The organism is Streptomyces sp. NPDC053665 (genome assembly GCF_055585285.1).
On sequence record NZ_JBVJKK010000001.1, the window covers coordinates 484,948 to 499,497 of the forward strand.

16 protein-coding genes are annotated in these 14,550 nt (G+C 73.8%); 8 read left to right on the forward strand and 8 right to left on the reverse strand.

Going from position 1 to position 14,550, the window contains the following annotated elements:
* Positions 1 to 10: 10 nt before the first annotated feature.
* Entirely contained in the window at positions 11 to 745 is a 735-nt protein-coding gene (locus ACZ6ZN_RS02065) for a PIG-L deacetylase family protein (RefSeq protein ID WP_469642380.1), read from the reverse strand.
* A 49-nt stretch (positions 746 to 794) separates the two neighbouring features.
* Positions 795 to 2,096, reverse strand: coding sequence for an alpha/beta fold hydrolase (locus ACZ6ZN_RS02070; RefSeq protein ID WP_469642382.1), 1,302 nt, complete (start codon positions 2,094 to 2,096; stop codon positions 795 to 797).
* A 201-nt stretch (positions 2,097 to 2,297) separates the two neighbouring features.
* On the opposite strand from ACZ6ZN_RS02070, the gene ACZ6ZN_RS02075 reads away from it, so the two are divergent.
* From ACZ6ZN_RS02075 to ACZ6ZN_RS02090, 4 genes are read left to right on the forward strand one after another with little or no spacing between them, the layout of a single operon-like run.
* Positions 2,298 to 2,588: a hypothetical protein gene (locus ACZ6ZN_RS02075; protein WP_469642385.1), complete on the forward strand. Its 291-nt coding sequence runs from the start codon at positions 2,298 to 2,300 to the stop codon at positions 2,586 to 2,588.
* An 18-nt stretch (positions 2,589 to 2,606) separates the two neighbouring features.
* The gene (locus ACZ6ZN_RS02080; RefSeq protein ID WP_469642387.1) at positions 2,607 to 3,362 is read left to right on the forward strand and encodes a (Fe-S)-binding protein; all 756 of its coding nucleotides are present in this window, start codon (positions 2,607 to 2,609) and stop codon (positions 3,360 to 3,362) included.
* Positions 3,359 to 4,837: a LutB/LldF family L-lactate oxidation iron-sulfur protein gene (locus ACZ6ZN_RS02085; RefSeq protein WP_469642389.1), complete on the forward strand. Its 1,479-nt coding sequence runs from the start codon at positions 3,359 to 3,361 to the stop codon at positions 4,835 to 4,837. Before ACZ6ZN_RS02080 ends, ACZ6ZN_RS02085 begins: the two co-directional genes overlap by 4 nt.
* The gene (locus tag ACZ6ZN_RS02090; RefSeq protein WP_469642391.1) at positions 4,834 to 5,469 is read left to right on the forward strand and encodes a LutC/YkgG family protein; all 636 of its coding nucleotides are present in this window, start codon (positions 4,834 to 4,836) and stop codon (positions 5,467 to 5,469) included. Before ACZ6ZN_RS02085 ends, ACZ6ZN_RS02090 begins: the two co-directional genes overlap by 4 nt.
* 17 nt (positions 5,470 to 5,486) lie before the next feature.
* Here the strand turns inward: ACZ6ZN_RS02090 and ACZ6ZN_RS02095 are convergent, their stop codons facing one another.
* Positions 5,487 to 6,281: an SDR family NAD(P)-dependent oxidoreductase gene (locus tag ACZ6ZN_RS02095; protein ID WP_469642393.1), complete on the reverse strand. Its 795-nt coding sequence runs from the start codon at positions 6,279 to 6,281 to the stop codon at positions 5,487 to 5,489.
* A 157-nt stretch (positions 6,282 to 6,438) separates the two neighbouring features.
* On the opposite strand from ACZ6ZN_RS02095, the gene ACZ6ZN_RS02100 reads away from it, so the two are divergent.
* A complete protein-coding gene (locus tag ACZ6ZN_RS02100) occupies positions 6,439 to 7,224 on the forward strand; it encodes an ABC transporter ATP-binding protein (RefSeq protein WP_451877628.1) in 786 nt (261 codons plus the stop codon).
* A gap of 3 nt (positions 7,225 to 7,227) precedes the next feature.
* The gene (locus ACZ6ZN_RS02105; RefSeq protein ID WP_469642396.1) at positions 7,228 to 8,538 is read left to right on the forward strand and encodes an FtsX-like permease family protein; all 1,311 of its coding nucleotides are present in this window, start codon (positions 7,228 to 7,230) and stop codon (positions 8,536 to 8,538) included.
* A 38-nt stretch (positions 8,539 to 8,576) separates the two neighbouring features.
* On the opposite strand, the gene ACZ6ZN_RS02110 is transcribed toward ACZ6ZN_RS02105, so the two are convergent.
* A complete protein-coding gene (locus tag ACZ6ZN_RS02110) occupies positions 8,577 to 9,152 on the reverse strand; it encodes a TetR/AcrR family transcriptional regulator (RefSeq protein ID WP_451877630.1) in 576 nt (191 codons plus the stop codon).
* A gap of 142 nt (positions 9,153 to 9,294) precedes the next feature.
* On the opposite strand from ACZ6ZN_RS02110, the gene ACZ6ZN_RS02115 reads away from it, so the two are divergent.
* The gene (locus ACZ6ZN_RS02115) at positions 9,295 to 10,152 is read left to right on the forward strand and encodes an AAA family ATPase (protein ID WP_451877631.1); all 858 of its coding nucleotides are present in this window, start codon (positions 9,295 to 9,297) and stop codon (positions 10,150 to 10,152) included.
* A complete protein-coding gene (locus ACZ6ZN_RS02120; RefSeq protein ID WP_469642399.1) occupies positions 10,149 to 11,507 on the forward strand; it encodes a vWA domain-containing protein in 1,359 nt (452 codons plus the stop codon). The genes ACZ6ZN_RS02115 and ACZ6ZN_RS02120 overlap by 4 nt, the downstream gene beginning before the upstream one ends.
* Here ACZ6ZN_RS02120 and ACZ6ZN_RS02125 read toward each other — a convergent pair whose 3' ends face one another.
* From ACZ6ZN_RS02125 to ACZ6ZN_RS02140, 4 genes are all read right to left on the reverse strand, one after another.
* On the reverse strand, positions 11,508 to 12,209 hold the full coding sequence (locus ACZ6ZN_RS02125) for an SDR family oxidoreductase (protein WP_451877633.1): 702 nt from the start codon (positions 12,207 to 12,209) through the stop codon (positions 11,508 to 11,510).
* A gap of 159 nt (positions 12,210 to 12,368) precedes the next feature.
* Positions 12,369 to 12,728 carry a cupin domain-containing protein gene (locus ACZ6ZN_RS02130; protein WP_398107621.1) on the reverse strand — a complete coding sequence of 120 codons (360 nt, stop codon included), beginning with the start codon at positions 12,726 to 12,728 and terminating at the stop codon, positions 12,369 to 12,371.
* Positions 12,729 to 12,789: 61 nt separating this feature from the next.
* Entirely contained in the window at positions 12,790 to 13,773 is a 984-nt protein-coding gene (locus ACZ6ZN_RS02135) for a pyridoxal-phosphate dependent enzyme (protein WP_469642401.1), read from the reverse strand.
* Entirely contained in the window at positions 13,770 to 14,447 is a 678-nt protein-coding gene (locus ACZ6ZN_RS02140; RefSeq protein ID WP_469642402.1) for a helix-turn-helix transcriptional regulator, read from the reverse strand. The genes ACZ6ZN_RS02135 and ACZ6ZN_RS02140 overlap by 4 nt, the downstream gene beginning before the upstream one ends.
* Between the last annotated feature and the right edge of the window lie 103 nt (positions 14,448 to 14,550).

The following is a 14,550-nucleotide window of genomic DNA, read 5'->3' on the forward strand; positions in this document are numbered from 1 at the left end:
TCTCGTCAGGTCATCTGGCGAACACTTCGAACGCCACGGCCGGGCGGCCCCCGAACCGCTCCCCCATGGTCTGCGCGTGCTGCGTCAGGAAGCCGCGCACGTACGTCTCCGGGTCCTCGTCGGTCAGCACCTCGATGTAGCTGCGGTGCTCCAGCAGGGAGGCCACGGCCCGCTCCATGCCCGGCGACGCGTCCACGGCGTGGGTGGGGGTGGCGGAGCCCGCGACCGCGACCCAGCGCACCCCGTCCCAGGGGGCGAGGCCCTGCTCGGCCAGTTCCGGGAAGATCCACCGGTTGCCGGCGTCCCCGGCCGCGTCGAGCGTGGCCCGGCCGACGGCCACGTGGTCGGGGGTGTTCCAGGCGACACCGCCCCAGGTGTCCCGGTGGTTGAGGGTGATGACCAGTTCGGGGCGGTACCGGCGGATCGCGGCGGCGATGTCGCGGCGCAGGGCGGTGCCGTACTCGATCACCCCGTCGCGGTGGTCGAGGAACTCCACCTCCGAGACACCGACCACCGCCGCACTGGCCCGCTGCTCCCGCTCGCGCAGCGCACCGCACCGCTCGGGCTCGATCGTGTCGATCCCGGCCTCGCCCCGGGTCGCCAGGACGTAGGCGACCTCGCGGCCCTCGTCGGTCCATGCGGCGATGGCCGCGGAGCAGCCGTACTCGAGGTCGTCCGGATGGGCCACGACCGCGAGCGCGCGCCGCCAGTCGTCCGGCATGGGCTTCAGTTGATCGGTCGTCATGTCCGCAGACTAGTGCGCGGACCGCCGGCGCTCGCCGTCCGGCGCGGCCTCAGACCTCGTCCCGGGCCAGGGCCAGCAGCCGGTCCAGGACGCGCGGGCCGCCGGCGCGGACGCCGTCGTGCTCGAACTCGTCGGTGACCCAGGTGCGCAGGCCCCGGACCGTCCGGGCGGTGCGCAGCGCGTGTGCCGTGTCGACGTACATGTCGTCGTGGTAGACGGCCGCGGCGACGGGGACGTCGTTGGCGGCGAGGCGGGCCGGGTCGTACAGGGGCGTCCAGTCGGTGCGGGCGGCGAGCAGCTCCGCCGTCTCGCGCAGCGGGCGCAGGGCCGGGTCGCACGCGAACATCCAGGGGTGAATCGATTCTCCGGTGAACAGCAGCGGTTCGTCGCCCGCGAGCGCCTTGGCGGCGTCGAACTGCGGGAACTCGGCGCGGACCCGCTCGGCCGACCAGTCGGTGGGCCGGCTGTCCTGGCCGTAGATCGACTCGTGGACCAGGGCGTAGAGCGGGTGGCGGGCGAAGGACAGCTGGGTCTGGACCTGTTCCAGGAAGGCGTCGGAGAGGGTGGGGCCCTGCGGGGTGCGGACGAAGGCGTCCTCCAGCAGGTGGTGCAGGCGGTGGGTGCCGTCGCCGGTGCCGAGGAGGATGCCGAGCGTCTGGAAGGCCTCCACGGTGAACCGGTAGCCGTTCGGCAGGAGGACGTCGTGCGTCAGGAGGTGGTCGGCGATCCGGCGGGCCCGTTCGACGTCCTGCGGGTAACGGGCGTAGTGGGCCATGACCTTGCGTTCGACGCGCGGGTAGGCGGCCCGGTAGACGTCGTCGGCGTGGGCGTCGAGGGAGGGCAGCCCGCCGGTGACGAGCGCGGTGGCCAGTCCCTCGGGGGCCAGGGAGAGGTAGCTGGTCACGCAGAACCCGCCGAAGCTCTGCCCGAGCACGGTCCAGGGCCTGCCGCCCGTGACCCCGGCGCGGATGGCCTCGCAGTCGCGGACGATGGAGTCGGCCCGGAAGTGCGTGAGGTAGTCGGCCTGCTCGGTGGGGCCGCCGCGCAGCGGGAGCGTCTGGCGGGTGGCGGGCGTGGAGTGACCGGTGCCGCGCTGGTCGAGGAGCAGGACGCGGTACTCCTTCAGGGCCCGGCCGAGCCAGCCGGGCCGGCCGACGGAGCGGTCCGCGCCGAAGCCGGGTCCGCCCTGGAGGTAGAGCAGCCACGGCAGGTCGTGCCCGGCCCTGTCGCTCGCGACGGCCTCGCGGGCGTACAGCTCGATCGTCTCGCCCTCGGGGCGGTCGTGGTCGAGGGGGACGGTGAAGCGGCGGTCGGTGAGGACCACTCCGGGCTGGCGGTAGCTGAGGGTCAACGAGGCTCCCGGGACGGACGGATTTTCGGACCGCGTCCCAGTTCATCACAGGCGACGTCCGGCCGGAGGCCCTTCGATCATGAAATCCTGCTGAACGGCCGTTCAGGCCGGGCGTGCGGACGGGCTGCGTGGCCGCCGCCGGCCCGGACGGCGGCAGCGGGCCGTCGCCGCGGATCCGCGCGCCCCCGCCGGGCCGTCGCCGTGACCGTGGGCGCCACGCCCAAGGGACGGACGGCCGAGGCGTTCCGTCAGGCCGTGCCGGTCTTCGGCGGCGTGGACCTCGCGGTCGGCGACGCGGGTCCGTCGATCTCCGAGTCGCTGCCGGGGGCTTCCGCGGCGGACCGCGACCCCGCCCGTGCGCACCCGGGCGCCGACGCGGCGCGGACCGCGGGGCGCGACCGCGCGGTGGTGTGCCGCACGGCCCGCCCCGCCGCTCCCGACGGGCTCTCCCCCGGGCCCGCCGACCGCAACTACGCTGCACACGTCCGATGATCGGCCCCGAGGAGGACGATGCGCGTCGCCCTGTTCCTGACCTGCGTGAACGACACGCTCTATCCGGACACCGGACGTGCCGTGGTGAAGCTGCTGACCCGGCTGGGCGTCGACGTCGACTTCCCCGCGGGGCAGACCTGCTGCGGGCAGGCGCACTACAACACCGGCTACCGGCACGAGGCCGAGCCCCTCGCCCGGAACTTCGCCGAGGTCTTCGGCGGCTACGAGGCGATCGTGACACCGTCCGGGTCGTGCGGGGCGATGGTGCGGGAGTTGTACCCGCGGATGGGCGAGCGGGCCCGGGCCGAGGGGCGGGGCGGCGCCCTCGCGGCCACGCTCGCGCCGGTGGTGCCGAAGACGTACGAACTCACCGAGTTCCTAGTGGACGTGCTGGGCGTGACCGACGTCGGTGCTTACTACCCGCACAAGGTCACCTACCACCCGACCTGCCACGGGCTGCGCGCGCTCGGGCTCGGCGAGCGCCCGAAGCGGCTGCTGCGGGCAGTGCGGGGACTGGAACTGGCCGAACTGCCGGGCGCCGAGGAGTGCTGCGGCTTCGGCGGCACCTTCGCCCTGAAGAACCCCGACGTCTCGGCGGCGATGGGCGTCGACAAGGTGCGCCACGCCGAGTCGACGGGCGCCGAGGTGCTGTGCGCGGCCGACAACTCCTGCCTGATGCACCTCGGCGGGACGATGACCCGGCTGCGGACCGGCATGCGGCCGGTGCACCTCGCGGAGATCCTGGCGAGCACGGAGGAGGAACCGGCACGGTGAGCGGGACATACCTAGGGATGCCGGCGTTCCCGGAGGCGGCGCGGGAGGCGGTGGCCGACGACCGGCTGCGCGGCAATCTGCGGCACGCCACGCACACGATCCGCGCCAAGCGGGCCAGGGCCGTGGCGGAGCTCTCCGACTGGGCCGGACTGCGCGAGGCGGGCAAGCAGATCAAGGACCACACCCTGCGCCATCTGGACCGCTACCTGGTGCAGTTGGAGGAGGCGGTCACCGCGGCGGGCGGTGTCGTGCACTGGGCCGCCGACGCCGACGAGGCCAACGAGATCGTCACACGGCTGGTGCGGGCGACCGGCGAGTCGGAGGTCGTGAAGGTCAAGTCGATGGCCACGCAGGAGATCGGGCTGAACGAGGCGCTCGAGGCCGCGGGCATCCGCGCCTACGAGACGGATCTCGCCGAGCTGATCGTGCAGTTGGGCGAGGACCGCCCCTCGCACATCCTCGTCCCGGCCATCCACCGCAACCGGGGCGAGATCCGCGACGTCTTCCGGGACCGGATGGCCTCCTGGGGCCGCCCGGCCCCCGACGGCCTGACCGACGCGCCCGCCGAACTGGCCGAGGCGGCCCGGCTGCACCTGAGGGAGAAGTTCCTGCGCGCCAAGGTCGGCATCTCGGGAGCCAACTTCATGGTCGCCGAGACGGGCACCCTGGTGGTCGTGGAGTCCGAAGGCAACGGGCGGATGTGCCTGACCCTGCCCGAGACGCTGATCTCGGTCGTCGGCATCGAGAAGACCGTGCCGACGTGGCAGGACCTGGAGGTGTTCCTGCAGACCCTCCCCCGCTCCTCGACGGCCGAGCGCATGAACCCGTACACCTCGACCTGGACCGGCACGGCCGACGGGGACGGCCCCCGGGCGTTCCACCTGGTGCTGCTCGACAACGGCCGCACCGACACCCTCGCCGACGAGGTCGGCCGGCAGGCCCTGCGCTGCATCCGCTGCTCGGCGTGCCTCAACGTCTGCCCGGTGTACGAGCGGGCCGGAGGGCACGCCTACGGTTCGGTCTACCCGGGGCCGATCGGGGCCATCCTCAGCCCGCAACTGCGCGGCACGGGAAGCGAGATCGACGCCTCCCTGCCGTACGCGTCCTCCCTGTGCGGGGCGTGCTACGAGGTGTGCCCGGTCGCCATCGACATCCCGGAGGTGCTGGTGCACTTGAGGGAGCGGGTCGTGCAGGGCGGCGGGGCGGTCCGCGGGGGCGACAAGGTGGTCCTGCGGCCGGCCATGGGGCACGCGGCGGAGCGGGCGGCGATGCGTGCGGCCCGCTGGGCGCTGACGCACCCGGGTGTGCTGCGCACCGGCCAGCGGGCCGCCTCCCGCACCCGGCGCTTCCACCCCCGCACCCTGCCGGGACCGGGCCGGGCCTGGAGCGGGACGAGGGACCTGCCGCGGGTGCCCGCCGAGCCGTTCCGGGACTGGTGGCGGCGGACGGACGGCGGGAAGGGCGGCGCGACGTGAGCAGCAGGGAGCGGATCCTGGGCCGGGTGCGGCGCGCCCTGGCGGACCTGCCGCACGACGAGCCGCCGTTCACGCGCGCCTACCTGCGGGAGCACGGCCGGCGCGGGGTCGCGGAGACGGTGGAGCTGCTGGCCGAGAACCTGGCGGACTACCGGGCGGTGGTGCACCGCACGGACGGCGACGGACTGGCCGGGCTGATCGCCGCGCTGCTGCGGGAGCGCGGATCGGCGTCGGTGCTGGTGCCGCCCGGGGTTCCGCCGGGGTGGCTGGTGGCGACGGGCGTGCCGCGGGTGGCGGACCGGGCGGAGAGCACCCCGCGGGAACTCGACCGGGTGGACAGCGTGGTCACCGGCTGCGCCGTCGCCGTCGCCGAGACCGGCACCATCGTGCTGGACGGCTCGCCCGACCAGGGCCGCCGGCGGATCACCCTCGTCCCGGACCACCACATCTGTGTGGTGCGCGTCCCCGGCCAGGTCGTCTCCTCCGTGCCGCAGGCGCTCGGACGCCTCGACCCGGCGCGTCCATTGACGTGGATCTCCGGGCCGTCGGCGACCAGTGACATCGAGCTGGACCGGGTCGAGGGGGTGCACGGCCCGCGCACGCTGGAGGTGGTGCTGGTGAGCGAGGGCTGAGCGGGACCGGCCGGGCGTCAGGGCAGGATCGAGTCGACGTAGCCGCCGTCGACCCGCAGGGCACCGCCGGTGGTCGCGGAGGCCTGGTCCGAGGCGAGGTAGACGACCATGTGGGCGATCTCCTCCGGTTCGATCAGCCGTTGCAGCAGGGACTGGGGCCGGTGCTGCTTCATGAAGGCGCGCTGGGCCTCGTCCCACGGCAGGTCGCGGTCGACGAGCTGGTAGACGAAGTCCTCGACGCCGCCGGTGTGGGTGGGGCCGGCGATGACGGAGTTCACCGTCACGCCGGTGCCGGCGGCCTGCTTGGCGAAGCCGCGGCCGACCGCGAGCAGGGCCGTCTTGGACATGCCGTAGTGGATCATCTCGGCGGGGATGACGACCGCCGAGTCGCTGGCGACGTTCAAGATCCGTCCCCAGCCGCGCTCGGTCATGCTGGGCAGGACGAGCCGGGTCAGGCGCACGGCGGACAGCACGTTCACGTCGAAGTAGCGGCGCCACTCGTCGTCGCTGATCTCCAGTGGATCGGCGGACCCGAAGATGCCGAGGTTGTTGACGAGGATGTCCACCTGCCCGAGCGCGTCCACGGCCTGCCGGGCGCCCTCGTCGCCGGTCACGTCGGCGGCCACCGGGACCAGTTCGGCGCCGGGCGCCTCGCCGCGCATCCGTTCCACCGCCTGCTGCACCCGCTCGGGCGAGCGGCCGTTGACGCCCACCCGGGCGCCCGCCCGGGCCAGGCCCGTGGCGATGGCGGCGCCGATGCCCTGCGTGGAGCCGGTCACCAGAGCGGTGCGGCCCTTCAGATCGATCTGCATGCCGTTCCAACCCTTTCCGTACGGGAGTGATCAGGTACCCCGGGGGTGTCGCTGAGTACACCCCCCGATACGGGTTCTGCGGCCAGTGTGGCCACGCCCCGTTCTCCGTAGCGTCGAGGCGGGACACAGGGCGTGTCGGACGAAGGGGGACGAGGAGATGTTCCGCACCGGGGCACGGCAGGAGCAGGACCGGGAGCCCGCCGCCGAGGCACTGCGGCTGGTCGAGGTCACCAAGACGTACGGCAGCGGCGAGGGTGCCGTGACCGCGCTGGACGGGGTGACGCTCGGGCTGGGGCGCGGCACGTTCACGGCGGTGATGGGGCCCTCGGGTTCGGGCAAGTCGACCCTGTTGCAGTGCGCGGCGGGTCTGGACCGGCCCGACAGCGGGATCGTGCGGGTCGACGGCACCGAACTGACGGGCGGCGGCGAGGCGGAGCTGACGAAGTTCCGCCGCGGCCGGATCGGGTTCGTGTTCCAGCAGTACAACCTGCTGGAGACGCTGACGGTCGCGCAGAACACGGTGCTGCCGCTGAAACTGGCCGGGCGGCGCGTCGACCGGCGCCGCGTGCGGGAGGTACTGGCGGCCGTCGGTCTCGGCGACCGGCTCGGGCACCGGCCGGACCAGCTCTCCGGAGGGCAGCGCCAGCGGGTGGCGATCGCCCGGGCACTGGTCACCGAACCACGGGTGATCTTCGCGGACGAGCCGACGGGCGCGCTGGACTCGCGCAGCGCCCGGGACGTGCTGCGGCTGCTGCAGCAGGCGGTGCGGGTGCACGGCCGGACGGTGGTGATGGTGACGCACGACCCGGTCGCCGCCTCCTGGGCCGACACCGTGCTGTTCCTCGCGGACGGCCGGCTGGCGGGCCGGCTCCGGGCGCCGACGGCGGACGCGGTCGCCGAGCGGCTGGCGCACCTGGGCGACGACGCGACGGCGGGGGTGTGAGCGATGTTCGTACTGGCGATGCGGTCGGTGCGGCAGCGGCCCGGGCGGTTCCTCGCGACGCTGCTGTCCGCGTTCCTGGGCGCCGCGATCATCATGGCGTTCAACGCGCTGCACGACACCGCCGCACAGCCTGGGGTGGACCCGGTCAGTGCGCAGACCCTGTCCACGGCGGCGGGCGTGGTGGGCGGCTACGGCACCCTGCTGGTGTTCTTCGCGATCGCCTCGACGCTGACGGTGACCGTGCGTCAGCGCGCATCCGAACTCGATCTGCTGCGTTGCTCGGGGGCGACGCCGGGGCAGATCAAGCGGATGGTCGTGGGTGAGGCGGTGGCCGTGGCCCTGGTGGGCGCCGCGCTGGCCGTGGGCCCGGCGGTGCTCGGCGGCCGGGCGCTGCTCGAGGTGTTCCGGGACAGCGGGCAGGTCGCGCGGTCGGTGGAGTTCTCCTTCGGGCCGGTGGCCTCCTCGACCGGGTTCGGCATCACCCTGCTCGCCGCGGCGGGTGCCGCCTTCCTCGCCGTGCGGCGAGCGGCCGGCCGCGGCCGGGAGCGGGGGCGGGCGAGGGCGGTTCTCGCTTACGCGGCCCTGGCCGTGGGTGCCGCGTCGGTGGGTTCGACGTTCGCGTTCTCGGCGACGGACGCCGCGCTGATGGCGCCGCCGGCCTACGGGGCGATCCTGCTGTCGGTCGGCGCCGCGCTGAAGGCGCCGAGGCTGCTGGCGGTGGTCCTGGACCGGCTGCCGCTCACCGGGGCGAGCGGGTGGCTGGCGGTGCGCAATCTGCGGGAGCGGGCCGGGCAGCTCGCCGGGATTTTGATGTCGCTGATCCTGTTCACGGCCGTCGCGACGGCGACGCTGACGATGCAGGCGGTGGAGAGCGACGCCGTCGCTGCTTCGGGGGCCGTGAAGTCGGTCGACGCGAAGAACCTGGAGACGCTCAACGTCACGGTCGTCGGCATCATCGTGGTCTTCGTCTGCGTCATGCTGGTCAACTCCCTGTACGCGGCGACCTCCTACCGTGAGCGGGAGTTCGGGCAGCAGCGGCTGGCCGGGGCGACCGTCCGGCAGGTGCTGGGCGTGGTGGGCGCCGAGGGGCTGGTGCTGACGGTGACCGGCGTGTGCTGCGGCACGCTGGCCGCCCTGGCGGGGATCGTGCCCTTCACCGTGGTCCGCACGTACGGGGTGCTGCCCGGCCAGGTGTTCGGCGTGTGGCTCGGGGTGGTGGCCGTCGCCGCGGCGGTGACTCTCGGGACCGGCCTGGCGACGGCCCGGCGGGTGCTACGCACCGACGCGGTGCGGGCGGTGGCGGCCGCGGCGTGAGCGGGCAGATGCGGAGGGCGGTCGGGGCGCGGCCGTTCTCAGCGCGTCCCGGAGGCGTCCAGCAGCGCGGTCACGGTCGCGGTGGTGAGCCCGTCCAGGGTCTCGATCCCCGCTCCCGCCCGGGCGCTGGCCCCGTCGAAGACGAGCATCAGCTGACGGGCCAGCAGCTCGGGGTCACGGGCTCCGCCTTCGGCGGCCCGGGTGCGGAAGAAGCCGCGCAGCCGCTCCTTGGCCCCTCGGGCGACCGTGCTCGCCGGGTGGGCGGGGTTCTTCAGCTCGACGAGCGCCGCGAGGTAGGGGCAGCCCAGGTAGGCGGGGTCGGCGGCGGCCTTCTCCAGCCGTTCGAAGACGCCCAGGATGCTCTCGCGCGGGGTGCCGGGCGGAGCCTCCTCCGGGGCGGGGGCGAGGCGCGCCTCGTACTGCGGGAGCAGCCGGTCGAGGCTGGCGGCGAGGACCTCGTCCTTGCTCGCGAAGAGCTGGTACATGGAGCGCTTGGAGACCCCGGCGCTGCGGCACAGCGTCTCGACACCGATGGAGACGCCCTCGCGGTAGAAGAGGTCGGCCGCCGCGTCGAGCAGCCGGTCGCGGGTGGACGCCTTGTCAGTCGTGGCCATGAAGGCGAGGGTACCGCGCACACCACCCCGGGGGAAACCGATCGGTTTTGACCTGCCGCGGGCCGGCGGACCCGTGACAGCAACGGTGAACAAGCGCTTAGATAGTGCCGTTCGCCGCTCCCACCCAGCCCGGAGGTCTTCGTTGTTCACATCCGTCGACGAGGTCTCCGCCCGCCTGGCCGAGGCCGGCTATCTCGCCTCCCCCGCCGTCGCCACCACCGTCTTCCTCGCCGACCGCCTCGGCAAGCCGCTGCTGGTGGAGGGGCCGGCCGGGGTCGGCAAGACGGAACTGGCCAAGGCGGTCGCCCGGATCGCGGGCGCCCGGCTGGTCCGCCTGCAGTGCTACGAGGGCGTCGACGAGTCCCGCGCGCTGTACGAGTGGAACCACGCCAAGCAGCTCCTGCGCATCAGCGCGGGCCGCGACGAGACGTGGGACGAGACCCGCACGGACATCTTCAGCGAGGAGTTCCTCCTCACGCGGCCGCTGCTGACGGCCATCCGGGGTGACGACCCGACGGTGCTGCTGATCGACGAGACCGACAAGGCGGACGTCGAGGTGGAGGGCCTGCTCCTGGAGGTGCTCAGCGACTTCCAGGTGACCGTCCCGGAGCTGGGCACCATCACCGCGACGCGCCGCCCCTTCGTCGTCCTCACCTCCAACGCCACCCGGGAGCTGTCCGAGGCGCTGCGCCGCCGCTGCCTGTTCCTGCACATCGGCTTCCCGGACGAGGAGCTGGAGCGCCGGATCGTACGGCTGCGGGTGCCCGGGCTGGACGAGGCACTGGCCCGGTCCGTCGTCCGCGTCGTCGGGGCGCTGCGGGCGATGGACCTGCGCAAGGCCCCGTCGGTCGCCGAGACCGTCGACTGGGCGCGCACCCTGCTGGAACTCGGCGCCGGCACCCTGGACGGGTCCGTCGTGCGGGCCACGCTCGGCGTGCTCCTCAAGCACCAGGACGACGTGCTGAAGGCCGCGGCCAAGCTCGACCCGGAGGCCCTGTGAGCGCAGCGGCCGGTGTCGGGGAGCGGCTGACCTCCCTGGTGGGGGCGCTGCGCGCGCACGGCGTCCGGATCGGCACCGGTCAGACGGTGGACGCCGCGCGGGCGGTGGCGGAACTCGGCCTCGCCGACCGGGAGCTGCTGCGCGAGGGCCTCGCGGCGACCCTGCTGCACGGGCCGGGGCAGCGGGGGGTGTTCGAAGCCCTCTTCGACCTGTACTTCCCGCGCGGGGTCGGTGCTCCCGCCGGGGAGCCCGCCGGGCGGGAGGATCTGCGCGACCGGCTGGCGGGCGCGCTGGCCGCGGACGACCGCGCCCTGCTGGGCCGACTGGCGATCGAGGCCGTCGACGGTTTCGGCGGCTACGGCTCCTCGCCCGAGTCGGACGGCTGGTCGTCGTACCAGGCGCTGGAGCGGCTGCGGCCGCAGACCCTGATGGCCCGCGTGCGGGACCAGGTGCGCGGTGCGGGCGGCAGCCAGGGCTTCGCGGACCGGCTGCTCGAGGACGAGATCCGACGGCGGATCGAGGCGTTCCGCGCGATGGTGACCGCGGAGGCCCGGCGCCGCGTCGCCGAGCGGCGGGGACGCGACGAGATCGCCCGGCGGGCGGTCGCCCCGACCGCCGACCGGGTCGACTTCCTCTTCGCGGGCAAGGACCGGCTGGCCGAGTTGCGCCGCACGGTCCAGCCGCTCGCCCGCAAGCTCGCGACCCGGCTCGCGGCCCGGCGCCGCCGCGCCTCCCGCGGCGCGATCGATCTGCGGCGGACGCTGCGCGGCTCGCTCTCCACGGGCGGGGTGCCGATGCGTCCGGTGCTGCGCCGGCGCCGCCCCGCCCGCCCCGAGCTGGTGCTGCTGTGCGATGTGTCGGGATCGGTGTCCGGCTTCTCCGACTTCACCATGCTGCTGGTGCAGGCACTGCACGACCAGTTCGGCAAGGTGCGGGTGTTCGCCTTCGTCAACCGGATCGACGAGGTGACGGGCCTGCTCCGGCACGGCGCCGCCGACCCGGAGGGACTCGGCGTGCGCATCCAGGCGGAGGCGGCGGTCACCGGTTACCACGGCAGCAGCGACTACGGCATGGCGCTGGGCGAGTTCGCCGAGCACTGGGCCGACGCGGTCGGTTCGCGCACGACCGTGTTCGTCCTGGGGGACGCGCGCACGAACCGCAGCGATCCGAACCTGCCGGCGCTCGCCCGGATCGGTGAACGGGCCCGCCGCGTGTACTGGCTCAATCCCGAGCAGCGCGACCGCTGGGGCACCGGCGACTCGGTCGCGCCGGCGTACGCCGAGCTGGTGGAGATGCACGAGTGCCGCAACGTCCGGCAGTTGAGCGCGCTGGTGGCGCGGCTGCTGCCGGTGTGATCAGGCGGCGAGCTGCGGGTAGAGCACGGCCGGATCGGCCGACAGTCCGGCCTTGACCCGCCGTGTGAGGTCGTCGGCCAGGACCTCGTGGGCGCCGGACGCGATGCCGTCGAGGGCCTGGGCGGCGACGCTCTCGGCCGTGGACTTGGGCGCGTCGACCCCGGCGGCCAGGTCGGTGTCGACGTAGCCGACGTGCAGGCCCGTCACGTCGATGCCGCGCGGCTTGAGGTCGAGGCGCAGCGAGTTGGTCTGCGACCACAGTGCCGCCTTGGAGGCGCTGTAGGAGCCGGCGACCCCGATCCAGGACAGCACGGAGTGCACGTTGAGGAGGTGGCCGCCGCCGTTGCGCTCGATGACCGGGACGAAGGCCCGGGTGACCAGGAGCGGACCGTAGAAGTTCGTCTCGAACTCGCGCCGGACGTCCTCGACGGGCGAGTCGAGGAAGCTCGCGCTCACCGCCGCGCCCGCGTTGTTGATCAGCAGGGTGACGTCCTGGGCCCGCTCGGCAGCGGCGGCGACGGACGCCGGGTCGGTGACCTCCAGGGCGAGCGGCACGGCGTCGGGGTGGGTGACGGTGCGCGGGTCGCGGGCGGTCGCGTAGACCTTCCGCGCACCGCGCTCGTACAGGGCGGCGACCAGGGCGCGGCCGATGCCGCGGCTGCCGCCGGTGACCAGAGCGACGGAACCTTCGATGGCGGTCATGGGTGTCTCCCTCAACATGGCACACAGCGGGAAACCGATCGGTTTCCCGTCTCCGAAAGAGTAAACCGATCGGTTTCCGAAGGGCAAGTGCCGGCCCGCCGGCGGGCGGGAGGCCTGCGCTCCGCCCCCGGCGGGCCCGGGGTGAGGGGATGGTGGGTGCTAGTCCGTCTTGGCGTACGCCTTGGCCATGCCGCCGGCGAAGTCGTACACCACGCACTGCTCGTCGCCGACGACCCAGGCGTCGTGGCCGGGCGAGCAGACGAAGACGTCGCCGGGGCCTACCTCGCCCTCGGCGCCGTCGTCCATGCGGATGTGCATACGGCCGGACACCACATAGCCGTTGTGGTGGATCCGGCAGCTGTCGGTCCCGGCGAGCGGGGCCACGGACTCCGACCAGCGCCAGCCCGGTTCGAACGTGGCCACGGCGAAGTCCAGTCCACTCATGTGGACGGCTTCCAGGTGGCCTCGGGGGTAGTCGCGCCGCTCGTCCGGCTTGTCGAGCGTCTTCATCTCCAGCATGACGCTCCTCCTCGATGAGGCTGTGCCTCCATCGTCCGTCCGCCCGACGGGTGGCGCCAGCTCAGGAGCCCCCCGGCGCGCACAGGTCGGCGAAGCGGCGCGCGTCCACGTTGCCGCCGGAGACGATCACCCCGACGCGGCGCGGGAGGGGGCCCGCCCGCCCGGTCAGCAGGGCGGCCAGCGGGGTGGCGCCGCTCGGTTCGACGACGATCTTCAGGTGCTCGAAGGCGAACCGCATCGCCTCCCGGATCTCGTCGTCACCGACCAGCTCGATCGCGTCCACGAGCCGCCGGTTGACGGAGAAGGTGAGTTCCCCGGGCGTGTGCAGCGCCTGGCCGTCGGCGATCGTGCGCGGCACCGGGACGCTGACGCGCCGCCCGGCCGCCAGGGAGCGCCTCGTGTCGTCCCCCGCCTCCGGTTCGATGCCGATCATCCGGATGCGCGGGTACATCGCCTTGGCCACCGTGGCACTGCCGGCCATCAGCCCGCCCCCTCCGACGGGCAGCAGGAGCGCCCCCAGCTCCCCTGTCTCCTCCAGCAGTTCCAGCGCCGCCGTGCCCTGCCCGGCCATGACGTGCGGATGTTCGTAGGGCGGGATGAGCGTCAGCCCTCGCTCGGCGGCGAGGGCCTCGGCGACGACGACACGGTCGCCGGTGTACCGGTCGTAGGTGACGACCTCGGCGCCGTAGCCCTCGGTGGCGGCGCGCTTGGAGGGCGGGGCGTCCTCGGGCATGACGATGACGGCCGTGGTGCCGAGCTCGCGGGCGGCCAGGGCGACGGCCTGGGCGTGGTTGCCGGAGGAGTAGGCGGCGATGCCGCGGGACAGCCGCTCGGGGGTGAGCCGGGAGGCGGCGTTGAAGGCGCCGCGGAACTTGAAGGCTCCCACCCGCTGGAAGTTCTCGCACTTGAGGTGCACCTCCGCGCCGGCGAGCGCGTCGAGGGTGCGGGAGCGCAGGACGGGCGTGCGGTGGGCGACGCCCTTGAGCCGGGCCGCGGCGTCCCGGACGTCGTCGGGGGTGACCGGCGGGGTGGTCGTGGTCGTCACGCGGATCCTCCGGAGGTGTCGTGGGCGGCCCTGGCCTGGGAGAGGTAGCTGTAGGCGGAGGCCCGGGAGATGCCGAGCCGGCCGGCGACCTGCTCGACGGCGCCGCGCACGGCGAAGACCCCGCGGGCGTCCAGGCCGCCGAACAGCTCCAGGCGCTCCGCGCGGTCGAGTTCGGCCCAGCTGCCCCGCTGTTGTGACCGGTGGGCGTCGACGAGGGCGTCGACGACGGAATCGATGTCGTTGCCGAAGGTGGTGGTGGGCACCTCCGCGGGGACGGTGTCCGCCCCGGCGAGCGCCCCGAGCAGCCGGTGCGCCGCACCGACGGCGCCGATGTCGAGGTTGACGCAGAGCGCGCCGAAGACGGCACCGGTCGAGTCCCGCAGCACCATCGTGGAGGACTTGAGCAGGCCGCCGTCGCGGGTGCGGGTGACGTAGTTCAGTTCGTCACCCGCCCCGTCGCCGCCGGCCAGGACGCGCATCCCGATCTCGCTCATCGCCCCGCCCACCTTCCGCCCGGTCACCGAACCGGCCACGGCGACCACCGACCTCTCCGGGTCGCGGTAGTCGTGCAGCACCACTTCGCAGACCGGGCCGAAGGTGGCGGCGACGCCGTCCACCACGGGCGTCATCGCCGCCAGGATCGCATCCCGTTCGGCGTCCAGCGCGCGGTCCATCCCGTCTCCTCCCACCGCTTCCACACCACCCACCTTAGACGAGCAGTCCAGGTCTTGGATAGAGCGTCCAGGCATGACGATGCCCGCCGGGCAGGCCGGCGGG